The 21,237-nt window shown below is 56.5% G+C and carries 20 protein-coding genes and 1 riboswitch; of the genes, 13 read left to right on the top strand and 7 right to left on the bottom strand.

Going from position 1 to position 21,237, the window contains the following annotated elements:
• Positions 1-29 precede the first annotated feature (29 nt).
• Positions 30-1,454 (top strand): bifunctional D-glycero-beta-D-manno-heptose-7-phosphate kinase/D-glycero-beta-D-manno-heptose 1-phosphate adenylyltransferase HldE, encoded by a 1,425-nt coding sequence (gene hldE, locus PAG01S_RS09785; protein WP_031590883.1) that lies wholly within the window; start codon positions 30-32, stop codon positions 1,452-1,454.
• A 39-nt stretch (positions 1,455-1,493) separates the two neighbouring features.
• Here the strand turns inward: hldE and ubiK are convergent, their stop codons facing one another.
• Positions 1,494-1,883 (bottom strand): ubiquinone biosynthesis accessory factor UbiK, encoded by a 390-nt coding sequence (gene ubiK / locus PAG01S_RS09780; protein WP_062758429.1) that lies wholly within the window; start codon positions 1,881-1,883, stop codon positions 1,494-1,496.
• 171 nt (positions 1,884-2,054) lie between these two features.
• Positions 2,055-2,212, top strand: a riboswitch (FMN riboswitch).
• A 110-nt stretch (positions 2,213-2,322) separates the two neighbouring features.
• Here ubiK and ribB point away from each other — a divergent pair.
• Together ribB and ygiD are read left to right on the top strand one after the other, a co-directional pair.
• The gene (ribB, locus tag PAG01S_RS09775) at positions 2,323-2,979 is read left to right on the top strand and encodes a 3,4-dihydroxy-2-butanone-4-phosphate synthase (protein WP_010249043.1); all 657 of its coding nucleotides are present in this window, start codon (positions 2,323-2,325) and stop codon (positions 2,977-2,979) included.
• Between the two features lie 236 nt (positions 2,980-3,215).
• The gene (gene ygiD, locus PAG01S_RS09770) at positions 3,216-4,001 is read left to right on the top strand and encodes a 4,5-DOPA-extradiol-dioxygenase (protein WP_062758427.1); all 786 of its coding nucleotides are present in this window, start codon (positions 3,216-3,218) and stop codon (positions 3,999-4,001) included.
• A 51-nt stretch (positions 4,002-4,052) separates the two neighbouring features.
• Here the strand turns inward: ygiD and PAG01S_RS09765 are convergent, their stop codons facing one another.
• From PAG01S_RS09765 to tolC, 3 genes are all read right to left on the bottom strand, one after another.
• The gene (locus tag PAG01S_RS09765) at positions 4,053-5,213 is read right to left on the bottom strand and encodes a glutathionylspermidine synthase family protein (protein WP_022623884.1); all 1,161 of its coding nucleotides are present in this window, start codon (positions 5,211-5,213) and stop codon (positions 4,053-4,055) included.
• Positions 5,214-5,220: 7 nt separating this feature from the next.
• Positions 5,221-5,892, bottom strand: a complete 672-nt coding sequence (locus tag PAG01S_RS09760) for a DUF1190 family protein (protein WP_010249037.1) — start codon at positions 5,890-5,892, stop codon at positions 5,221-5,223.
• Positions 5,893-6,034: 142 nt separating this feature from the next.
• A complete protein-coding gene (tolC, locus tag PAG01S_RS09755; RefSeq protein WP_010249035.1) occupies positions 6,035-7,501 on the bottom strand; it encodes an outer membrane channel protein TolC in 1,467 nt (488 codons plus the stop codon).
• Between the two features lie 213 nt (positions 7,502-7,714).
• Here tolC and nudF point away from each other — a divergent pair, with 213 nt between their 5' ends.
• From nudF to PAG01S_RS09725, 6 genes are all read left to right on the top strand, one after another.
• Positions 7,715-8,350 (top strand): ADP-ribose diphosphatase, encoded by a 636-nt coding sequence (gene nudF / locus PAG01S_RS09750; protein WP_062758555.1) that lies wholly within the window; start codon positions 7,715-7,717, stop codon positions 8,348-8,350.
• Positions 8,347-8,772 carry a DUF1249 family protein gene (locus PAG01S_RS09745; RefSeq protein WP_008925735.1) on the top strand — a complete coding sequence of 142 codons (426 nt, stop codon included), beginning with the start codon at positions 8,347-8,349 and terminating at the stop codon, positions 8,770-8,772. The genes nudF and PAG01S_RS09745 overlap by 4 nt, the downstream gene beginning before the upstream one ends.
• Before the next feature lie 42 nt (positions 8,773-8,814).
• Positions 8,815-9,642 (top strand): 3',5'-cyclic-AMP phosphodiesterase, encoded by an 828-nt coding sequence (cpdA, locus tag PAG01S_RS09740; RefSeq protein ID WP_022623882.1) that lies wholly within the window; start codon positions 8,815-8,817, stop codon positions 9,640-9,642.
• A gap of 3 nt (positions 9,643-9,645) precedes the next feature.
• Complete coding sequence (gene yqiA / locus PAG01S_RS09735) at positions 9,646-10,227, top strand: esterase YqiA (protein WP_010249032.1); 582 nt, start codon at positions 9,646-9,648, stop codon at positions 10,225-10,227.
• 49 nt (positions 10,228-10,276) lie between these two features.
• The gene (gene parE / locus PAG01S_RS09730) at positions 10,277-12,172 is read left to right on the top strand and encodes a DNA topoisomerase IV subunit B (protein ID WP_062758425.1); all 1,896 of its coding nucleotides are present in this window, start codon (positions 10,277-10,279) and stop codon (positions 12,170-12,172) included.
• Between the two features lie 94 nt (positions 12,173-12,266).
• Positions 12,267-13,166 (top strand): LysR substrate-binding domain-containing protein, encoded by a 900-nt coding sequence (locus tag PAG01S_RS09725; protein ID WP_010671124.1) that lies wholly within the window; start codon positions 12,267-12,269, stop codon positions 13,164-13,166.
• Positions 13,167-13,461: 295 nt separating this feature from the next.
• Here the strand turns inward: PAG01S_RS09725 and PAG01S_RS09720 are convergent, their stop codons facing one another.
• Complete coding sequence (locus PAG01S_RS09720) at positions 13,462-13,770, bottom strand: putative quinol monooxygenase (protein ID WP_010249029.1); 309 nt, start codon at positions 13,768-13,770, stop codon at positions 13,462-13,464.
• A gap of 49 nt (positions 13,771-13,819) precedes the next feature.
• Positions 13,820-14,401 carry an NAD(P)H-dependent oxidoreductase gene (locus tag PAG01S_RS09715; RefSeq protein ID WP_010249028.1) on the bottom strand — a complete coding sequence of 194 codons (582 nt, stop codon included), beginning with the start codon at positions 14,399-14,401 and terminating at the stop codon, positions 13,820-13,822.
• Between the two features lie 167 nt (positions 14,402-14,568).
• Here PAG01S_RS09715 and PAG01S_RS09710 point away from each other — a divergent pair, with 167 nt between their 5' ends.
• The 4 genes from PAG01S_RS09710 (at position 14,569) to ftsP (ending at position 20,154) form a co-directional block, all read left to right on the top strand.
• Positions 14,569-15,333 carry a transporter substrate-binding domain-containing protein gene (locus PAG01S_RS09710; RefSeq protein ID WP_045139614.1) on the top strand — a complete coding sequence of 255 codons (765 nt, stop codon included), beginning with the start codon at positions 14,569-14,571 and terminating at the stop codon, positions 15,331-15,333.
• A 192-nt stretch (positions 15,334-15,525) separates the two neighbouring features.
• Positions 15,526-17,799, top strand: coding sequence for a DNA topoisomerase IV subunit A (gene parC, locus PAG01S_RS09705; protein ID WP_010671122.1), 2,274 nt, complete (start codon positions 15,526-15,528; stop codon positions 17,797-17,799).
• A 45-nt stretch (positions 17,800-17,844) separates the two neighbouring features.
• The gene (locus tag PAG01S_RS09700; protein ID WP_010671121.1) at positions 17,845-18,582 is read left to right on the top strand and encodes a 1-acylglycerol-3-phosphate O-acyltransferase; all 738 of its coding nucleotides are present in this window, start codon (positions 17,845-17,847) and stop codon (positions 18,580-18,582) included.
• A 141-nt stretch (positions 18,583-18,723) separates the two neighbouring features.
• The gene (gene ftsP, locus PAG01S_RS09695) at positions 18,724-20,154 is read left to right on the top strand and encodes a cell division protein FtsP (RefSeq protein WP_010249023.1); all 1,431 of its coding nucleotides are present in this window, start codon (positions 18,724-18,726) and stop codon (positions 20,152-20,154) included.
• A gap of 98 nt (positions 20,155-20,252) precedes the next feature.
• Here the strand turns inward: ftsP and dkgA are convergent, their stop codons facing one another.
• Positions 20,253-21,077: a 2,5-didehydrogluconate reductase DkgA gene (dkgA, locus tag PAG01S_RS09690; RefSeq protein ID WP_010249022.1), complete on the bottom strand. Its 825-nt coding sequence runs from the start codon at positions 21,075-21,077 to the stop codon at positions 20,253-20,255.
• Between the last annotated feature and the right edge of the window lie 160 nt (positions 21,078-21,237).

Raw genomic sequence — 21,237 nt, 5'->3', positions numbered from 1 at the left:
TATTTTTAATGCAGTCTGGAGTGTCTGGAATGAAAGTGACTCTGCCCGCGTTCGGCCAAGCCTCAGTGCTGGTTGTTGGCGATGTAATGTTGGATCGTTACTGGTATGGCCCAACCAGCCGTATCTCCCCTGAAGCGCCGGTTCCGGTGGTGAAAGTGGACACGGTTGAAGAGCGCCCTGGCGGCGCGGCAAACGTGGCGATGAACATTGCAGCACTCGGTGCCGCGTCGCGACTGATTGGCCTGACTGGCGAAGATGATGCGGCGCGTGTGTTGAGTAACACGCTGAAAGACGTCAACGTGCATTGTGACTTCGTGGCGGTCAAAAGCCATCCGACCATTACCAAACTGCGCGTGCTTTCCCGTAATCAGCAGCTGATCCGCCTCGATTTTGAAGAGGGCTTTGATCAGGTCGATCCGGAGCCGATTCACCAGAAAATGCGTGAGTCACTGGCCGCCGCGGGTGCGCTGGTGCTGTCCGATTACGCCAAAGGCGCGCTCTCCAGCGTGCAGACCATGATTACTCTGGCGCGCGAAGCGGGCGTACCGGTATTAATTGATCCGAAAGGCACCGATTTTGCGCGCTACCGTGGCGCGACGCTGCTGACGCCGAACCTCTCTGAGTTTGAAGCCGTGGTCGGAAAATGTAAAAACGAAGAGGAGATCGTGGCGCGCGGCACCCAGCTGATCGCCGATTTTGACCTCTCCGCGCTGCTGGTGACCCGTTCAGAAAATGGCATGACGCTGCTGCAGCCGGGCAAAGCGCCTCTGCATCTGCCCACCCAGGCACAGGAAGTCTATGACGTGACCGGTGCCGGCGATACGGTGATTGGCGTGCTGGCGGCGGCATTAGCGGCCGGTGATTCGCTGGAAGAAGCCTGTTTCCTGGCCAACGCGGCTGCGGGTGTGGTGGTGGGTAAACTGGGTACGTCCACCGTCAGCACCGTTGAGCTGGAAAATGCGATTCATGCCCGCCCGGAACAGGGTTTCGGCATCATGACCGAAGCGCAGTTAAAAGCCGCCGTTGAGATGGCCCGTCGCCGAGGCGAGAAAGTGGTGATGACCAACGGCGTGTTCGACATTCTGCATGCCGGTCATGTCTCCTACCTGGCAAATGCCCGCAAGCTCGGCGATCGACTGATTGTCGCGGTGAACAGCGATGCGTCGACTAAACGTCTGAAAGGCGAAAGCCGTCCGGTGAATCCGCAGGAAAACCGGATGATCGTGCTGGGCGCGCTGGAAGCGGTCGACTGGGTGGTTGTATTTGAAGAGGATACGCCGCAGCGGCTGATTGCGGGCATTCTCCCTGACCTGCTGGTCAAAGGGGGAGATTACAAGCCGGAAGATATCGCGGGCAGCAAAGAAGTGTGGGCAAATGGCGGCGACGTTCAGGTGCTGAACTTCGAAGATGGTATCTCCACTACCAACATTATCAAAACCATCCGCGGCAGCTAAAGCGCAGCGTAAGCGGGAGCCGGGCTCCCGCTTAAGGGCTTATTCTGGCTTGTTGTCCGCAACAGGCTTCACCACGTCCGCAACCGGTGACGGCGAGGCTGCAGGTGAGGTCGCTACGGCGGCTGATGGTGTGGTCGCGGCAGCAGGTGTTACCTGTGCGGTTGCCGTCGGCGGCGTACCGGCTGATGAACCCTGACTTTCCAGCTGCGCCAGACGCTGCTCCAGCGCCGCCAGCTTCTCACGTGTACGCAGTAATACCTGCGTCTGCACATCAAACTCCTCACGGTTGACCAGATCCATCCGGGTCAGCTGCGCCTGAAGAACCTGACGAATTTTCTTTTCGACATCATCACCAAACTCACGAACACCTTTAGGCATCGCTTCGTGAACCTGACGGGCAAGTTGTTCAATTTTTTTCGTGTCGATCATGATGATTTCCTGGTTACGGGGAGCTGTGTCAGCGTGTTTACCAACGTAATAAGTGTTAAGTGTAATGCCAGAAATGAAAAGGATAAACCTCAAATCGGTAACGCAGGAAATGCAAAAGCAATTGCGCTATTGATGATTGCCGCCTCAAACGATCGGCGTTATAGTTAAAGTGCTTATTCTCAGGGCGGGGCGCAATTCCCCACCGGCGGTAAATCAGCTTCGGCTGAAAGCCCGCGAGCGCTTTATCTTGATGAAAAGAGAGGTAAAGGTCAGCAGATCCGGTGTAATTCCGGGGCCGACGGTTACAGTCCGGATGGGAGAGGGTAACGACATCTGTCGGACAATTGTGTCTGCTTCACGTTATTGCCACGTCTTTTTGACGTCACTCCTAAGCACGCCCTGATTCTGGTAACCCATACATTTTAAGGTTTTTATTACCATGAATCAGACGCTACTTTCTGAATTTGGCACGCCTGAACAGCGTGTAGAACGTGCTATCGCCGCCCTGCGTGAGGGACGCGGTGTGATGGTACTCGACGATGAAAATCGCGAAAACGAAGGCGACATGATCTTCGCCGCAGAAACCATGACCGTTGAACAGATGGCACTGACTATCCGTCACGGCAGCGGCATCGTCTGCCTTTGCCTGACCGAAGCGCGTCGCCAGCAGCTCGATCTGCCAATGATGGTGGAAAACAACACCAGCTCTTTCGGCACTGGCTTCACCGTGACCATTGAGGCCGCAGAAGGCGTCACCACGGGCGTCTCCGCGCAGGATCGTATTACCACCATCCGCGCCGCCATTGCCGACAATGCCAGACCCACCGATCTGCATCGCCCTGGTCATGTCTTCCCGCTGCGTGCCAGCGAAGGCGGCGTATTAACCCGTGGCGGGCATACCGAAGCGACTATTGATTTAGTCACCCTGGCCGGCTTTAAGCCCGCAGGTGTGCTGTGCGAACTGACCAACGACGATGGCACCATGGCCCATGCGCCAGAAGCGATTGCGTTCGCCCGTCAGCACAACATGCCGGTGGTGACCATCGAAGATCTGATCGCCTGGCGTCGCACGCACGAAACACGCCACGCCAGCTAATCTGGCTGCCGCGATAAACAGGCTCCTCCCGGGCCTGTTTTTCTTCCTGCCCGCCCAGGGATGGCGCGGCCTGACCGCTGACTTCTCCTCTCTCCTTCATGTCGAAACGCTGTTAAACCTGCCACGTTAAATTTCATTCAAATTTCCTGATGATCTCCATCATGGATATCCGCGTGATAAAGCAGCGGATGCGCGTATCGTAATGGCTATCAAATACTCGATCCCGGGGATCACGAATGAGCCAGTTACGAATGCCAGCGCTGTTTTTGGGTCACGGCAGCCCGATGAATGCCCTTGAAGAGAATCGCTATACCGCCGCGTGGCGTCACCTGGGCGATACTCTGCCACGTCCACGCGCGATTATTGCGGTTTCGGCGCACTGGTATACGCGCGGCACCGCCGTGACGGCAATGGCACAGCCTGAGACCATTCATGATTTTGGGGGCTTTCCGCAGGCGCTGTTTGATACGCGCTATCCGGCACCGGGATCGCCTGAACTGGCGCAGCAGCTGGTGGAGCAGTTAGCGCCCATTGCGGTGACGCTGGATCACGAGTGGGGACTGGATCATGGTTCCTGGGGTGTGCTGATCAAGATGTATCCGGAGGCCGATATTCCGGTGGTCCAGCTAAGCATTGATGGCACCAAACCTGCGGCATGGCACTTTGAGATGGGCCAGAAACTGGCTGCACTGCGCGATCAGGGTGTGATGATTGTCGCCAGCGGCAACGTGGTACATAACCTGCGTAAAGTGCGCTGGGATGGCAACAGCGAAGTTTATCCATGGGCCAGCAGTTTTGAACAGTTTGTCCGCGATAACCTGGCGGTGCAGAGCGATGCTGCTTCTCATCCGCTGGTTAACTTTATGGATCATCCTGGTGCGGCGCTTTCTAATCCGACACCTGAGCACTATCTGCCGCTGCTCTATGTACTTGGCGCACGTCAGCCGGATGACGCCATCAGCATTCCGGTTGATGGCATGGAGATGGGGGCGATCAGCATGTTGTCGGTTCAGGTAGGTTAGGGAAGCCAGAAGAAAACAGGCCAGAAGCTGGCCTGTTATTATCGCGGTGCATTAACCGATAAAAGCGTGCGGATAGAAACGGGAAAGATCCTGCGTGATCAGGTCGCGATCTTCCCGCAGGCCGATACCGGCCGGTTGATCGTCAATCAGCCAGCTGCCGATCAGCGTATAGCTGTCGCCAAACTTAGGCAGCGGATGGAACTGCTGGACGATCATTCCCTCTTCGCCATACGGCCCATCGACGCGGGCGATCTCCTGACCATTTTCCACGATGCGGATGTTGGCACCTTCACGTGAAAACAGCGGCTTCACCACATATTTGTCCATGTGCGGCACGTCATCTTCCGCGAACCAGGCGGGCAGCAGGTTAGGGTGATTCGGGAACATCTCCCACAGCAACGGCAACAAGGCTTTATTCGAGATAATGCTTTTCCAGGCCGGTTCCAGCCAGCGCACGCCAGCATCGCCCAGCTTGGTGGAGAACATCTCACGCAGCATGAATTCCCACGGATAGAGCTTGAACAGGTTGCTAATCACCTGATCCTGGGCGTCGGTAAATTCCCCTTTTTCGCCCAGTCCAATTTCATCCATGTAGAGAAACTCACTCGGCAGTCCCGCTTCGGTGGCGCAATCCTGAAGATATTGCACGGTGCCACGATCTTCGTCGGTATCACGGCAGCAGGCGAAGTGCAGCCAGTTGAAGCCGTGCTGCTGATGTAACGCGGCGAAGCGTTCAATCAGCTTTTCCTGCAGGCTATTAAACTGATCGCTGCCTGCGGGGAGCTGACCGGCGTTAAGCTGGTCTTCCAGCCACAGCCACTGGAAAAATGCCGCTTCATACAGCGAGGTCGGCGTATCGGCATTGTTCTCCAGCAGCTTTACATCGCCTTTGCCATCCCAGGCGAGATCCAGACGAGAGTAAAGCGAAGGCTGACGCTGATGCCATGAATCGCGCACAAAATCCCAGGTGTGTTTAGGAATGCGGAATTTAGCCAGCAACGCTTCGCTGTTAACCACTTTTTCCACTACCTGCAGGCACATTTGATGTAATTCAGCGGTCACCTCTTCCAGATGCTCGATTTGCGCCAGCGTGAACTGATAATAAGCATCTTCACACCAGTAGGGTTCACCATGCATGGTGTGAAAACGAAAACCGAACTCGGTGGCTTTTTCGCGCCAGCCTGGGCGCTCTGAAATGGCAATGCGTTCCATCGGGGCGTTAGCCTCCCATTGAGCGGCTGGAAGTGCCGCTGGCGCTGCTACGCTGCATGCTGTTCTGCTTCGCGACGGTTTCACCAAAGCCACCACGGGTAATGGTGGAGGTGGTAGCCGGTTTTGGTGCCAGCGCCGTTTTCGGCACGGTCATGCTTTTGCCGGATGTTGCTGCACCATAATTACGGCCTGATGCATCAACAAACTGACCATTGGCCGGGCTGCGGGCATTTTTCGGTGAGAAGAGCGGTTGCTGTGCAAAGCCCGAACCACCGCCCATCATGCGGCCCATCATGTAACCTGCCATCAGTGGCATCCAGAAGCTGCCGCCACTCTGCTGCGATTCGGCATTAGTGGTGCCCACGCCCGCCTGAGCCGGTGTCTGCTGACACTGGTTTTCACCAAATTCAGCGACACAATCTTCACGCGTGGCATATTTTGGCGCGGTGCGTTCCGCCTCTTTTTTCGCTTCATTGAATGCGGTAGTACATTGCGCACTCTGGCCCGGATTGGCTTTTGAACAGTCATCGGCATTCTGGTACATCGAAACTGTTTCGTCGTTCTGTTCACAACCAGCCAGCATAAATACCGCCGAAACGGCGATAGCAACGGGCGTTAAATGGCGTGCCTGCCAGCTTTTGCGAAAAGCGGCATAGCGAATAGATTTTGTGCGTTTCATTATGATTATCCTGTGCCCAAAGGTAGCGCATAGAATAGGGGATGGGGGGGTAAAATTGAAGCTGGAGGCCTGATACAACAGGGATCTTTACTTAGTTATACGTTCAACAGAGAGACGGGCCGCAAAGCAGCCCGTCCGCTCATTAATTACCGAAAGGATTACCGCTGCTGTGGCGAGCCGCAGGACGTGCTGCCTCAGAAGAGCCGGTTGCTGCCGGACCGCTATCCACGCGCGCGGTCTGCTGTGCATTTTCCGGTGCTACCGTTTCCGGTGAGGTCGGGATCTCTTTACCCAGCTGGCTGTTCAGTTTCTGCAGGCTCTGCTCATTGAGCGTACCCAGCGCATAGCTGATATTCAGCTGGTTAATCAGATAGCTATAGCGCGCATCAGAGAGCTGCTGCTTAGCGTTGTAGAGCACGGTGGTTGCATCCAGCACATCAACGATAGTACGCGTACCAACCTGATAGCCCGCTTCTGACGCATCCAGAGAGCTTTGCGCAGAGACCACGGCCTGTTTATAAGCGTTGATGCTGCTGATAGAAGCATTCACGTTGTTAAACGATGAGCGGACTGTCTGAACCGCAGAGCGGTGCGCGCTTTCCAGTGATTCACTGGCGCTGACGAAGCTGTACTGTGCCTGTTTCACCTGAGAGGTGACGCTGCCGCCGCTATAGAGTGGCAGTGAGAAGCTCAGACCCACCTGGTTAGAACCGGTAATGGAGTCAGTAGACCCCTGGCTCTGGTTCGCACGGCTGCCGCCATATTTGCTGTTCGACATGCCGGTAGAGGCCGTCAGACCCAGCGTCGGCATGTGACCAGCTTCAGCGGAGCGAATCTGCTCACGGGCTAAATCCTGGTTCAGACGCGCAGAGAGCAGCGACAGGTTACGGCTTTCCGCCTGCTTAAGCAGCGCGCTGACCGGTTCGGGCTTATCGGTTCTGAAGCGATCAATGCTCAGCGACGCCAGCGACATGTAGTCCATGCCGGTGATCTGACGCAGCGTTTCCACGTTGTTATCGAGGTTATTACGCGCGGTCACTTCGTTAGCCAGCACGCTGTCATATTGCGCACGGGCGTTCTGTACGTCAGTAATGGCAACCAGGCCAACGTTAAAGCGCTGGGTGGTTTGATCCAGCTCGCGATAGATCGACTGTTTCTGCGCTTCGGTGTAAGAAAGGGTATCAATCGCTTTCAGCACGTTGAAGTAGGCGGTCGCGGTGTTCAGAATCAGATCCTGCTGCGCCACCTGATAGGTCACATCCTGGATACCGGCAGCTTTTTCCTGCAGGGTCAGTGCGCGCCATTTCGACATGTCGAAAATAGTCTGGGTTAATTGCAGCGAGCCGCTGGTCGTGTTGGAATGGAGACCGCTACTGTCGCGATAGCCGTTGTTATAGGTGTAGTCTGCACCCAGGCCGAGCTGGGGTAATAATGGGCTACGCGCTTCGTTGATTTTCTCAAAGGCAGAATCGCGATCGGCAGCGGCGCTGCGCAGATCCGGGTTGCTCAGACGTGCTTGTTGATAAACCTGAAGCAGGTCTTCGGCCTGGCTGGCGAAGCTGAAACCGCCCAGGCTCAGCCCAATAAAAAATGGGAGCAGTTTTTTCATTTGCATTCCTTTTGTTGCAGCAAATTGCAGTGGGTGCGCTGCCGGGTAAGCCAAAAAATTATCGCCGATTCTAGCAGAGGGCAACTGTGAGATAAGTTGGCTGAACGTGCCTTCTCCCCCTAATTTACGTAAATAATTCAGAAAGAACCACTTACATGGAGCACGGTTACAGGCTTTTTTCGCTCCACCTCAATCTGCATAAGGAACCCGATGATGCCGGAAGAAAAAAAATCCCCTGTGACTTTCACAAAAAACGATGTAGAAATTATTGCACGCGAAACCGTCTATGATGGTTTTTTTTCCGTCGTACGTTATCGCTTCCGCCACCGCCAGTTTAACGGCGAAATGAGTGGGGAAGTACAGCGCGAAGTTTTTGAGCGCGGACATGCCGCCGTGCTGCTACCTTATGATCCCTTACGCGATGAAGTGGTGCTGATTGAACAGATCCGCATCCCGGCTTATGACAGCAGTGTTTCGCCCTGGCTGCTGGAGATGGTCGCCGGCATTATTGAGCCCGATGAATCTGTCGAGCAGGTCGTGCGCCGTGAAGCCGTTGAAGAAGCAGGATTAGAGGTCGGCCGGATTAAGCCCATGCTTAACTATCTGGCCAGCCCTGGCGGCACCAGCGAACGTCTGTCGGTGCTGATTGGGGAAGTGGATGCCAGCCAGGCAGAAGGATGCCATGGTCTGGAGGAAGAGAATGAGGATATTCTTGTCCATGTGGTAAGCCGCGAACAGGCTTACCGCTGGGTGGAAGAGGGGATAATTGACAATGCGGCGTCTGTCATCGCCCTGCAATGGCTGGCGTTGCACCATGAGAAACTACGCGAAGAGTGGATACAAAAATGAAACAGCGCTATACCCCTGACTTTCCCGAAATGATGCGGCTCTGCGAAACCAATTTCGCCCAGTTACGCCGCCTGCTGCCGCGTAACGATGAGGCGGGAGAATCGGTGATCTATCAGGTGAGTGGCGCCCGTTATCAGCTGACGATCCAGGAGTCCACACGCTACACCACGCTGGTGGAGATCCGCCAGGTCGCGCCTGCCGTGAGTTACTGGAGTCTGCCCTCGATGTCGGTAAGGCTCTATCACGATGCGATGGTCGCCGAAGTGTGTTCAACTCAACAGATCTATCGTTTCAAAGCGCGCTATGATTATCCTAATAAAAAATTGCATCAGCGCGATGAAAAACATCAGATAAACCAGTTTCTCGCAGACTGGCTGCGCTACTGCCTGGCACATGGTGCGATGGCAGTTCCGGTCTGCTGATGCGTATAATGCAGTAAATGGCGTGGAGACGAAGGAAACGCTTTGGATAGCCTGCTAACTCTTCCTGCAGCGAACGGTTCCGAAATCAGGATTTTGCAAATCACGGATACCCACCTGTTCGCGGGAAAACATGAATCGCTGCTTGGGGTGAACACCTGGTCGAGCTATAAAGCGGTGCTGGATGCGATTATTGCGCAACATCGCGACTACGACCTGATTATCGCCACCGGCGATCTCGCCCAGGATCACTCTATCGAAGCCTATCAGCATTTTGCTGAGGGCATCTCACGTTTGCCGCGGCCCTGCGTCTGGCTGCCCGGTAATCACGATTTTCAGCCCGCGATGTTCGACACGCTGGCAGCCGCTCATATCAATGCCCACAAGCAGGTGCTGGTGGGTGAACAGTGGCAGATTGTGTTGCTGGACAGCCAGGTCTCGGGTGTGCCGCACGGGATGCTGAGCGATTATCAGCTGGAGTGGCTCGATAACGCGCTGGCCCGCTATCCGCAACGTCACACGCTGGTGCTGCTGCACCACCATCCGCTGGCCTCTGGCTGTACCTGGCTCGATCAGCACAGCCTGCGCAACTCACATCAGCTCGATGCGGTGTTACAGCATTACCCGTTAGCCCGGACGCTGGTCTGTGGTCATATTCACCAGGAGCTGGATCTTGAGTGGCACGGTCGTCGTGTGCTGGCCACCCCTTCAACCTGCGTTCAGTTCAAACCGCACTGCACCAGCTTTACGATCGACACCGTGGCACCAGGCTGGCGCTGGTTCACGCTGTATCCGGATGGCGGCCTTGAGACCGAGGTTAACCGGCTCGACACCGACGCTTTTCGTCCCGATTTAGACTCAGAAGGATACTGACGCGTGGCGGCATTACTCTATCTGCACGGTTTTAACAGCTCGCCGCAGTCGGCTAAGGCGACGCAGTTCCGGCAATGGTTAGAGGCGCAGCATCCGGAGATCGAAATGATCGTGCCCCAGCTGCCGACGTTTCCGGCCGATGCCGCCGCAATGCTGGAAGATCTGGTACTGAGCCGCAGCGGCGAAACGCTGGGGCTGGTGGGCTCGTCGCTGGGCGGTTATTACGCCACCTGGCTGTCGCAATGCTTTATGCTGCCTGCTGTGGTCGTCAATCCCGCGGTGCGGCCTTTTGAGCTGCTGGCGGATTTCCTGGGCGAAAATCAGAATCCCTACACCGGCCAGCAATATGTGTTAGAGTCACGCCACATTTACGATCTGAAAGTAATGCAGATTGAACCGCTGGAAGCGCCCGATTTACTCTGGCTGCTGCAACAGACCGGCGATGAAGTTCTCGATTACCGTCAGGCGCTCGACTATTACAGCGCGTGCCGTCACACGGTAGAAGAGGGCGGAAATCATGCATTTACTGGATTCGAGCGCCATTTCCCGCAGATTCTGGACTTTCTCGGTCTGAATCATCCCTGAGTAATGCGGAAATCGCACCCCATTTCACCCTTCTAATCAGACATTTACGATGAGTCAATCTAACTATAACGCGGATGCCATTGAGGTCCTGACTGGCCTTGAGCCTGTTCGCCGTCGCCCGGGGATGTACACCGATACGACGCGACCCAACCATTTGGGTCAGGAAGTGATTGATAACAGCGTCGATGAGGCGCTGGGCGGCCACGCGAAGCGGGTTGAAGTGATTCTGCACGCTGACCAGTCGCTGGAAGTTATTGATGATGGTCGCGGCATGCCGGTGGATATTCACCCGGAAGAGGGCGTGCCTGCCGTCGAGCTGATCCTGTGTCGTCTGCACGCGGGCGGCAAGTTCTCCAATAAAAACTATCAGTTCTCGGGCGGCCTGCACGGCGTCGGTATCTCGGTGGTTAACGCCCTGTCAAAACGCGTCGAAGTCACGGTGCGCCGTAATGGCGAAATCTATGACATGGCGTTTGAGAACGGCGACAAAGTCCAGGATCTCACGGTTACCGGCACGGTGGCTAAACGCAACACCGGCACGCGCGTCCATTTCTGGCCCGATGAAAGCTTCTTCGACAGCCCACGTTTTTCGGTGTCACGCTTATCACATCTGCTGAAAGCCAAAGCGGTGCTCTGTCCTGGCGTTGAGATTGTCTTTAAAGACAAGCTGAACAATACCGAACAAACCTGGTGCTACGAAGATGGCCTGACTGACTACCTGTGCGAAGCGGTGAATGGCTTACCGACGCTGCCGGAAAAACCGTTTGTCGGCAGCTTTGCTGGCGATGTGGAAGCGGTTGACTGGGCGCTGTTGTGGCTGCCGGAAGGCGGTGAGCTGTTAACTGAAAGCTACGTTAACCTGATCCCGACCATGCAGGGCGGGACTCACGTCAACGGCCTGCGTCAGGGGCTGCTGGATGCGATGCGCAAGTTCTGCGAATACCGCAATATTCTGCCGCGTGGCGTGAAGCTCTCCGCTGAAGATATCTGGGATCGCTGCGCCTATGTGCTGTCGGTGAAGATGCAGGATCCGCAGTTCGCCGGGCAGACCAAAGAGCGCCTCTCTTCACGTCAGTGTGCAGCCTTTGTCTCTGGCGTGGTAAAAGATGCCTTCAGCCTGTGGCTGAACCAGAATATCCAGATCGCAGAGCAGCTGGCTGAGCTGGCGATCTCCAGCGCCCAGCGACGTATGCGGGCAGCCAAAAAAGTGGTGCGTAAAAAGCTCACCAGCGGTCCGGCGCTGCCGGGCAAACTGGCGGACTGCACCGCGCAGGATCTGAATAAAACAGAACTGTTCCTGGTCGAAGGGGACTCGGCAGGCGGCTCGGCCAAGCAGGCGCGCGATCGTGAATATCAGGCGATCATGCCGCTTAAGGGCAAGATCCTTAACACCTGGGAAGTCTCTTCCGATGAGGTGCTGGCGTCGCAGGAAGTGCATGATATTTCCGTGGCGATCGGCATCGATCCCGACAGCGAAGATCTTTCACAGCTGCGCTACGGCAAGATCTGTATTCTGGCGGATGCGGACTCGGATGGTCTGCACATCGCCACGCTGCTGTGTGCCCTGTTCGTGAAACATTTCCGTTCACTGGTCAGAAACGGACACGTCTACGTTGCCATGCCGCCGCTCTACCGTATCGATCTCGGTAAAGAGGTCTACTACGCGCTGGATGAAGATGAGAAAGAGGGCGTGCTGGAGCAGCTGAAACGCAAAAAGGGCAAACCTAACGTTCAGCGCTTTAAAGGGCTGGGCGAGATGAACCCCTTACAGCTGCGCGAAACGACGCTGGATCCGAATACCCGCCGTCTGGTACAGCTGACCATTAGTGAAGAGGATATCGATCAGACGCTGCGCATGATGGATATGCTGCTGGCGAAGAAACGTTCCGAAGACCGGCGTAACTGGTTGCAGGAAAAAGGCGACAAGGCCGATATCGAAGTGTAAAAAAACAGGACGCGAAAGCGTCCTGTTCTCTTTGTGCTTCAGCCAGCACATCCCCGGAGAACCCGGCAGATTCAGAGCAGAGACAGTAATCCTTGTGAAAATTACCCTGGAAGAATTACGCGCCTGGGTGGCGGTGGTGGACAGCGGTTCCATTACCGCGGCGGCATCCCAGCTGGCGCAGACCAGTTCGGGCATCAGCCGGGCGTTGTCGCGGCTGGAGAGCAAGCTGCAGACCACCCTGCTGCATCGCACCACCCGACGGCTGGCGCTGACCGAAGAGGGACAGGTTTTTCTGGAGCATGCGCGACAGATCCTGGCCTCGGTTGAGCAGGCCGAAGAGCAGATAGCCCTGCGGCGCGAGATGCCGTCAGGGCGGCTGCGGGTAAACGCCGCCACCCCTTTTATGCTGCATGTGATTGTGCCGCTGGTGGACGATTTCCGCGCCCGCTATCCTCTGATCCAGCTTGAACTGAATACCGACGATATCCTGATCGATCTGCTGGAGCAGCAAACGGACATTGCCATTCGCATCGGCGAACTGCGCGACTCTACGCTGCGCGCCCGGATGCTTGGCAGCAGTGCGATCCGGCTGATGGCCAGTCCGGCCTATCTGGCGAAAGCGGGCACCCCGCAGAGCGTTGCCGATCTCGCGCAGCATCAAATCATCGGCTTCAGCCATCTTGAGGCGCACAACGTCTGGCCGATCTGGCAGCCTGATGGCGATTTCATGCGCATTAAGCCCACAATCTCTGCCTCCAGCGGCGAAACCATCCGGCAGCTGGCGCTGGCAGGACAGGGGATCGCACGCCTCTCCGACTTTGTCAGCCGGGAAGATTGCGCGGCAGGCCGGCTGGTGCCGGTTCTCCCCGCTGAAACCCGCGAGCTGCGGTTGCCGGTGCATGCGGTCTATTACCGTAACACCACGCTCTCTTCGCGCATCGGCTGCTTTCTGGATTTTCTCCGCACCGAGATTGATCGGCGTCAGCTGCTATGATCTCTCCTGCCATAATAAAAAACCCCTGTCATAGGGTAGGGGTTTGGAGATGCTGGCAAGTCTGGCCGGATTCGCTGTGAGATTGTGCTTGCACAGGGAACACGGTCAGATCGGAAAGGCGCTCAAGCCAGTCCCTGGTCGCTCTACCCGCGCCATCCCTGGCGCGGGACGCTTTCCTCTTCTGACCGTGTTCCCTTCGCGTTGAGCTAATTCATTGCTGCCAGAGGCACTCAGGTTTGAGGTTGTCAGCAGCCTGACCCCTTTTACCGAAAAGGGGTTAAGCCTTCAGCACGAATCAGGCGCTGGGTTCCAGCACCAGAATCTTCACATCCACCACATCATCTTTAATGATGGCGCGATGCGCATCCATGTGCGGCATCTGCTGATGCTGCTCCAGATGACGCAGCGTTTCCCACTGTTCCAGCATAAAAATGGAGTCCGGCGAGTTCTGTTTCCACGGCACCTGCGCCTGATGGTCCAGCAGCGCGTCATACTGATGGCAGCCTTCTTCTTCTAAAACCAGCGGGATCAGTTTTTTCACCGCATCCAGCACGGCCTGACGGCGACCGGGTTTGACACAAATTTCAGCAACGACTGTTAACATTCGCGAATTCCTCTTTCATGGGAAAATAGGGGGGTATCCCCCAGCCATCTTACGCAAAAACGCGACTAAGATGGGTCCGATAAGCGGCAATATCGCGTGGCACGTCCGGCGCTTTAATCACATCGTTGCAGATAAAGGTCGGCAGCGCTTCCATGCCCAGGAACTGGTTGGCTTTGTGGAAGTGCAGATAAAGACCGTCAACGCCGACACCTTCAAAGAACTGCTCCGGGTCGGTAAAGGCCTGCAGCGGCGCGTTCCAGGTCAGCGACAGCATATATTTTTTGCCCTGCAGCAGACCGCCGGAACCATATTTCTTCGCCGCATCAGAACGGGTACGGCCATCGCTGGCGTAGAGCGAGCCGTGGCCTTCGGTAAAGACTTCATCGATATAACGCTTCACGGTCCACGGCTCGCCCATCCACCAGCCAGGCATCTGATAAATCACCACATCACTATCGACATATTTCTGCACTTCATCTGCGACCACGTAGTCGCTGTCAGCCAGGGTCACAGACACCTCATGCCCCATGTCACGCAGCTGGCTGGCCGCAACGTCGGTCAGCGTGTGGTTCAGTTCGCCTTTAGAGTGGGCAAAGGTTTTGCCGCCATCGATAATTAAAATCTTGCTCATGAATTGTTTGCCTCATTTCCTGAATATGGCGCTTAGCTTACGCGCGCTGCGGTCGCAGAAAAATGGGAGGTTGATCACAACACTTTTGCTGTGGAAGCAACAATGCGCCGGTTTATGGCACCATCGGCAGGCAAACTCACTGTGAAACAATTATAGAAAAACGCAAAATGAAAAAAATTGTCCTCTCTTTGCTGATGGCCACCGGTGCTGTCCAGGCACAATCTCATCTCGACACCATCCTCAGTTCTAAAACGCTTAAGGTCTGCACCACCGGGGATTACAAGCCTTACAGCTACCTGCGACCCGATGGTCAGTATGAAGGGCTGGATATCAGCATGGCGAACGCGCTGGCTACCTCGCTCGGCGCGAAAGTGGAGTGGGTGCCAACCAGCTGGAAAAACCTGATGCCCGATTTTCTGGCAAAGCAGTGTGATATCGCCGTCGGCGGCGTCTCCGTCACGCTGAAACGTCAGCAGACCGCCTGGTTCGCCCGGCCGCTGGATGTGGATGGCAAAATCCCGCTGGTGCGCTGCAGCGATAAAGATCGCTTCCAGACCATAGAACAGCTTAACCGGCCTGACGTGCGGCTGATTGAACCGGCAGGCGGCACCAACGAAGCCTTTGTGCACAGCCACCTGCCAAAGGCCTCACTGACGCTGTTCCACGATAACGTCACCATCTTCCGGCAACTGGTGGACAACAAGGCGGATGTGATGATCACCGATGCCTCTGAAGCGCGTTTTCAGCAGCAACATTACCCGACGCTCTGCGCGATCAATCCCGACAAACCGCTGCAGTATGGCGAGAAGGCTTACATGATTCCGCGTGACGATATCAGCTGGAAGCTCTATGTCGATCAGTGGCTGCATCTCAGCACCGCCACAGGCGAATATCGTGACATTGCCCGCCAGTGGATGGGCGCAAAGCCCTGATCCACTTCCGCAGAGAGGTCAGGCACTTGCCGGTCTGAATCCGGCGTGCCTCCGGCATATGAAATCGGGTGGCGGGACGCCTGCTCTCCCGCGCTTCCCCTGTGACTAACACCAGCGAATAAGGTACTATCCTCGCCAAACCACCGCCGGGTGTCCCGCCGTTGTGGGCCACGATGTGAGGATGAGAAATTAATGAGTGAACTGACTCAGGATGGTGCAGAGCGTCTTGCCCTGCACACATTCACCGAGAATGCGTACTTAAACTATTCGATGTACGTCATCATGGACCGCGCCCTGCCTTACATTGGCGACGGATTAAAGCCGGTTCAGCGACGTATCGTCTACGCCATGTCCGAACTGGGACTGAGCGCCAGCGCAAAATTCAAAAAATCGGCGCGTACCGTAGGTGATGTGCTGGGTAAATACCATCCGCACGGCGACAGCGCCTGCTATGAAGCGATGGTGCTGATGGCGCAGCCGTTCTCCTACCGTTATCCGCTGGTCGATGGCCAGGGTAACTGGGGGGCACCGGATGATCCCAAGTCGTTCGCGGCGATGCGTTACACCGAATCCCGCCTGTCAAAATATGCCGAGCTGCTGCTGGGTGAGCTGGGTCAGGGGACGGTCGATTATCAGCCGAACTTTGATGGCACGCTGCAGGAGCCGAAGATGTTACCGGCGCGCCTGCCCAATATTCTGCTGAACGGCACCACCGGGATTGCCGTGGGTATGGCGACCGATATTCCGCCGCACAACCTGCGCGAAGTGGCTCAGGCCGCCATCGCACTGATCGACTCGCCGAAAACCACGCTGGAACAGCTGCTGGATATTGTCCAGGGGCCTGATTATCCTACAGAGGCGGAGATCATCACGCCGCGTGACGAAATCCGCAAAATCTATCAGACCGGTCGCGGCTCGATTCGCCAGCGTGCAGTCTGGAAGAAGGAAGAGGGCGAGGCGGTGATTACCGCGCTGCCGCATCAGGTGTCGGGCGCGCGCGTGCTGGAGCAGATTGCGAACCAGATGCGCAATAAAAAACTGCCGATGGTGGAGGATCTGCGTGATGAATCGGATCACGAAAACCCGACCCGCCTGGTGATCGTTCCGCGCTCCAACCGCGTCGATCTCGATCAGGTGATGAACCATCTGTTCGCCACCACCGATCTGGAAAAGAGCTACCGCGTTAACCTCAACATGATCGGGCTGGATAACCGTCCGGCGGTGAAAAATCTGCATGAGATTCTGACCGAATGGCTGGTGTTCCGCCGCGATACGGTCAAACGTCGTCTGAATCACCGCCTGGATCGCGTGCTGCGCCGCCTGCATATCCTGGAAGGTTTGCTGGTTGCGTTCCTGAACATCGATGAAGTGATCGAGATCATCCGTACTGAGGATGAGCCTAAGCCGGTCCTGATGTCACGCTTTGGCATCAGCGAAACCCAGGCCGAATCGATCCTCGAACTGAAGTTGCGCCACCTGGCAAAACTGGAAGAGATGAAGATCCGTGGCGAGCAGGCGGAGCTGGAAAAAGAGCGCGATCAGCTGCAGGCCACGCTGGCCTCTGAACGCAAGATGAATACCCTGCTGAAAAAAGAGTTACAGGCTGACAGCGCCAGTTACGGCGACGATCGTCGTTCGCCGCTGCGTGAGCGTGAAGAAGCCAAAGCCCTGAGCGAAACCGAGCTGGTGCCGTCTGAACCGGTGACCATTGTGCTGTCGCAGATGGGCTGGGTGCGTAGCGCCAAAGGCCACGATATCGATCCAGCCGGACTCAGCTACAAAGCCGGCGACAGCTATCTGGCTGCGGCACGCGGCAAGAGCAATCAGCCGGTGGCCTTTATCGACTCCACCGGCCGCAGCTACACCCTGGATCCAACGTCGCTGCCTTCAGCGCGCGGGCAGGGCGAGCCGCTGACTGGCAAGCTGACGCCACCGCCGGGTGCGGTAGTTGAACAGGTGCTGATGGAGCCGGATGACCAGCGCCTGCTGATGGCCTCTGATGCGGGTTACGGCTTTATCTGTACCTTCAGCGATCTGGTGTCGCGCAACCGCGCCGGTAAAGCGCTGCTGACGCTGCCGGAAAACGCCCGCGTGATGACGCCGATGGCCGTCCATCATGAAGATGACATGCTGCTGGCGATCACCCAGGCGGGACGGATGCTGATGTTCCCGGTCGGGGAGCTGCCGCAGATGTCGAAAGGCAAGGGCAACAAAATCATCTCGATTCCATCCGCGGAAGCGGCCGCCGGTCAGGACAAACTGGCCTGGCTGATGATTTTACCGCCGGGCAGCGCTATCACGCTGCACGTAGGCAAGCGTAAAATGCTGCTGCGCAGTGAAGAGCTACAAAAATTCCGCGCCGATCGCGGACGTCGCGGCACGCTGTTACCGCGCGGCCTGCAAAAAATTGATCGTGTTGAACTGGATGCGCCTGCGCGTCCGGCGAGCCCGGATAGCGAAGCGTAAACTACCCGGCTGACACCGCGTCAGCCGTGGCTCAATGAGGGAACTATGTTACTGATTCTGCGTGCCATTATTGTGGTCATCTATTCGATCTTAGTCTGTATATCTGGCTGTATCTGGTGTCTGTTTTCACCGCGCAATCCGCGTCATGTCGCCACATTTGGCCATCTGTTCGGCAAACTGTCGACGGTATTTGGCCTTAAAGTAGAACTGCGCAGACCGGAAGGTGCTGAGAACTATGGTAATGCGATCTACATCGCGAACCATCAGAACAACTATGACATGGTCACCGCGGCTAAAATGGTGCAGCCCTGTACGGTGACGGTGGGCAAAAAGAGCCTGTTGTGGGTGCCGTTTTTTGGCCTGCTCTACTGGCTGACCGGTAACCTGCTGATTGATCGCGATGACCGTGCAAAAGCACGCGGCACGATAGGTCAGCTGGTAGATGAGTTTAACAGTAAGCGCATCTCCATCTGGATGTTCCCGGAAGGGACGCGCAGCCGTGGCCGTGGCCTGCTGCCGTTTAAAACCGGTGCCTTTCACGCCGCTGTGGCGGCGGGTGTGCCGATCATTCCGATTGTGGTCTCTAACACGCATGGCAAGATCAACCTCAATCGCTGGAAAAACGGGCTGGTGATCGTTGAGATGCTGCCCCCGATTGATGTAAAGGCTTTCGAGTCGTCGTCGGTGCGTAAGCTGGCGACCCACTGTCGCGAACTGATGGCGGCAAAGCTGGAAGAGCTGAACGCCGAAGTCGCAGAACGCGAAAAAAACGGAAATATCTGACCGGCGAACCATTCGCCGAACTATCCTGCAGGGATGCCGCACGGCGGGGCACGTCCGCCCGCCGTGAACGCAGCACAGCAAAAACAGATCAATAAAAACAGGGTCGGCGCTTAGCGCCACGCGTAAAGGGTCAGAAGTTTTATGTCTTTCAGCAGACGTCAGTTCATCCAGCTTTCTGCCGGAGCGGCGCTTAGCGCCAGTGTACTACCTCATGCGGCGCGTGCCGCTTCTTCAGCTAATGGCGACACGCCACTTCCGGTTCCGCCGTTGCTGGAATCCCGCCGCGGCCAGCCGCTGTTCCTGACAATGCAGCGCAGCCACTGGTCTTTTAATGGCGACAACAACAAAGTGCCGGTGTGGGGCATTAATGGCCTCTATCTTGGCCCGACCGTCCGGGTTTACAGCGGCGACGACGTTAAGCTGATCTACAGCAACCGTCTGAACGAGCCGGTCTCCATGACTATCAGCGGTCTGCAGTTGCCGGGCGCGCTGATGGGTGGCGCGCCGCGTATGATGTCAGCCGGTGTCGACTGGTCGCCGGTGCTGCCGATTCGTCAGGCGGCCTCAACCTGCTGGTATCACGCCAACACGCCGAACCGCATGGCTCCGCACATCTATAACGGCCTGGCGGGGATGTGGCTGGTGGAAGATGATATTGGCAGGCAGCTGCCGTTGCCGAAGCATTACGGCGTCGATGACTTCCCGATTATCATTCAGGACAAGCGGCTCGATAACTTTGCCACGCCGGTGTATGACCCGCCGCAGGATGGCGGTTTCCTGGGCGACACGCTGCTGGTGAATGGCGTACGCAACCCGTTTGTGGAAGTATCGCGCGGCTGGGTGCGTCTGCGTCTGCTGAACGCCTCGAATGCGCGCCGCTATGAGATGGTGCTCAGCGACAATCGCCCGTTTATGGTCATCGCCAGCGATCAGGGCTATCTGCCTGCGCCGGTCGCGGTGCAGCGCCTGTCACTGGCGCCGGGCGAACGCCGCGAAGTGCTGGTGGATATGTCGCAGGGCGATGAAGTGTCGATTACCGCAGGTACGGCGGCGGGCATTATGGATCGGCTGCGCGGCTTCTTTGAGCCATCCTCCATTCTGACGTCAACCCTGATCCTGACGCTGCGGCCAACCGGCTTGCTGCCGCTGGTGACGGATAATCTGCCGATGCGGCTGCTGGCCGATCAGATTCTGGATGGCGTGGCGGTTCGCACCCGTGAATTCCGCATCGGTGACAGCATGCCGGGCATTAACGGCGCGATCTGGGATATGAGCCGCATTGACACCACGGCACAGCAGGGCACCTTTGAGCGCTGGATCCTGCATGCTGACCGGCCACAGTCGCTGCATATCCAGGGCGTGATGTTCCTGATTAAAAGTGTCAATGGTGCACAGCCGATGGGCGAAGATCGTGGCTGGAAAGATACGGTGTGGGTCGATGGCAGCGTGGAACTGATGGTCACTTTCCCGCAAAGTTCGTCAGATCACTTCCCGTTCGTCTACTACAGTCAGACGCTGGAACTGGCCGACCGCGGTACTGCCGGTCAGCTGGTGGTGCAGCCCAGCGCATAACAGCGCGGTCAGGCAGGGAGAGCCCGCCTGACCGCGTTAATCGTTAGCTGCCCCAGCCGCAGGGCAGATAAGGTGAGGTCACCTGGTGACGCCCAGCCTTAGTTAAAGGTTTCCGGATCCGGCCCCAGACGATTGCCGCTGTCCAGCTTCGCAATATCGCTCACTTCATGCTTGTCCAGACGGAAGTCGAACACCTTAAAGTTCTCTTCAATGCGGGCTGGTGTCACCGACTTCGGAATCACCACCAGGCCGCTATCCAGATGCCAGCGGATTACGATCTGTGCCGGCGTCTTGCCATATTTCTTCGCCAGCGACTTGATTATCTCCTGATCGAAGACCCCTTTACCGCCCTGCGCCAGCGGACTCCAGGATTCGGTCTGGATCTGATGCAGTGCGTTCCACGCATGCAGCGTGCGCTGCTGTAGCATCGGGTGCAGCTCAATCTGGTTCACCACCGGCGTGACACCGGTTTCATCCAGCAGTCGCTTCAGATGCGCCTCATGGAAGTTACAGACGCCGATACTTTTAGTCAGCCCCTGCTGCTGCAATTCAATCATCTTCTTCCAGGCATCGACATAATTGTCTTTTTCCGGGCACGGCCAGTGCATCAGATAGAGATCAACCTGCTCCAGTTTCAGTTTCTCCAGGCTGGTTTCCATCGCCTGCTGAACGTTCTGCTGATCGTCGTTCCAGAGTTTGGTGGTCACGAAAATCTCTTCACGCGGCACGTCAGTTTCCTGCAGTGCCTGGCCAATCGCCTCTTCATTCTTATAGGCGGCGGCGGTATCGATTGAGCGATAGCCGACCTCCAGCGCTTTCAGCACCGCATGACGTGCATCTTCAATGCTGGCCTGCCACACACCGAGTCCGAGTTGCGGCATCATATTGCCATCGCGCAGTTTGATAATGGGTTGGTCTGCCATAGTTGCTCCTTTCCGTTGCGGTTAATCCGTGAGATTTCACTGTGCTTAAGTCTAGCCAACAATTCTCAGCCTGCTTAGCTGAGGCAAAAACAGCGGTTCTGTCGCCATGCCCGATCCGGTAAATTTCTTGCCTGATTCTCCAGGCTGCTGGTGATTCAGG

The organism is Pantoea agglomerans NBRC 102470, assembly GCF_001598475.1.
Taxonomy (GTDB): Bacteria; Pseudomonadota; Gammaproteobacteria; order Enterobacterales; family Enterobacteriaceae; genus Pantoea; species Pantoea agglomerans.
Note: the sequence above shows the minus strand (reverse complement) of the source record. Positions and strands in the feature narration are given on the sequence as shown.

Excerpts from the sequence above, each read along its gene's own strand:
- hldE (WP_031590883.1), top strand. The coding sequence starts at position 30 with ATGAAAGTGACTCTGCCCGCGTTCGGCCAAGCCTCAGTGCTGGTTGTT.
- ubiK (WP_062758429.1), bottom strand. The coding sequence starts at position 1,883 with ATGATCGACACGAAAAAAATTGAACAACTTGCCCGTCAGGTTCACGAA.
- ribB (WP_010249043.1), top strand. The coding sequence starts at position 2,323 with ATGAATCAGACGCTACTTTCTGAATTTGGCACGCCTGAACAGCGTGTA.
- ygiD (WP_062758427.1), top strand. The coding sequence starts at position 3,216 with ATGAGCCAGTTACGAATGCCAGCGCTGTTTTTGGGTCACGGCAGCCCG.
- PAG01S_RS09765 (WP_022623884.1), bottom strand. The coding sequence starts at position 5,213 with ATGGAACGCATTGCCATTTCAGAGCGCCCAGGCTGGCGCGAAAAAGCC.
- PAG01S_RS09760 (WP_010249037.1), bottom strand. The coding sequence starts at position 5,892 with ATGAAACGCACAAAATCTATTCGCTATGCCGCTTTTCGCAAAAGCTGG.
- tolC (WP_010249035.1), bottom strand. The coding sequence starts at position 7,501 with ATGAAAAAACTGCTCCCATTTTTTATTGGGCTGAGCCTGGGCGGTTTC.
- nudF (WP_062758555.1), top strand. The coding sequence starts at position 7,715 with ATGCCGGAAGAAAAAAAATCCCCTGTGACTTTCACAAAAAACGATGTA.
- PAG01S_RS09745 (WP_008925735.1), top strand. The coding sequence starts at position 8,347 with ATGAAACAGCGCTATACCCCTGACTTTCCCGAAATGATGCGGCTCTGC.
- parE (WP_062758425.1), top strand. The coding sequence starts at position 10,277 with ATGAGTCAATCTAACTATAACGCGGATGCCATTGAGGTCCTGACTGGC.
- PAG01S_RS09720 (WP_010249029.1), bottom strand. The coding sequence starts at position 13,770 with ATGTTAACAGTCGTTGCTGAAATTTGTGTCAAACCCGGTCGCCGTCAG.
- PAG01S_RS09715 (WP_010249028.1), bottom strand. The coding sequence starts at position 14,401 with ATGAGCAAGATTTTAATTATCGATGGCGGCAAAACCTTTGCCCACTCT.
- PAG01S_RS09710 (WP_045139614.1), top strand. The coding sequence starts at position 14,569 with ATGAAAAAAATTGTCCTCTCTTTGCTGATGGCCACCGGTGCTGTCCAG.
- parC (WP_010671122.1), top strand. The coding sequence starts at position 15,526 with ATGAGTGAACTGACTCAGGATGGTGCAGAGCGTCTTGCCCTGCACACA.
- PAG01S_RS09700 (WP_010671121.1), top strand. The coding sequence starts at position 17,845 with ATGTTACTGATTCTGCGTGCCATTATTGTGGTCATCTATTCGATCTTA.
- ftsP (WP_010249023.1), top strand. The coding sequence starts at position 18,724 with ATGTCTTTCAGCAGACGTCAGTTCATCCAGCTTTCTGCCGGAGCGGCG.
- dkgA (WP_010249022.1), bottom strand. The coding sequence starts at position 21,077 with ATGGCAGACCAACCCATTATCAAACTGCGCGATGGCAATATGATGCCG.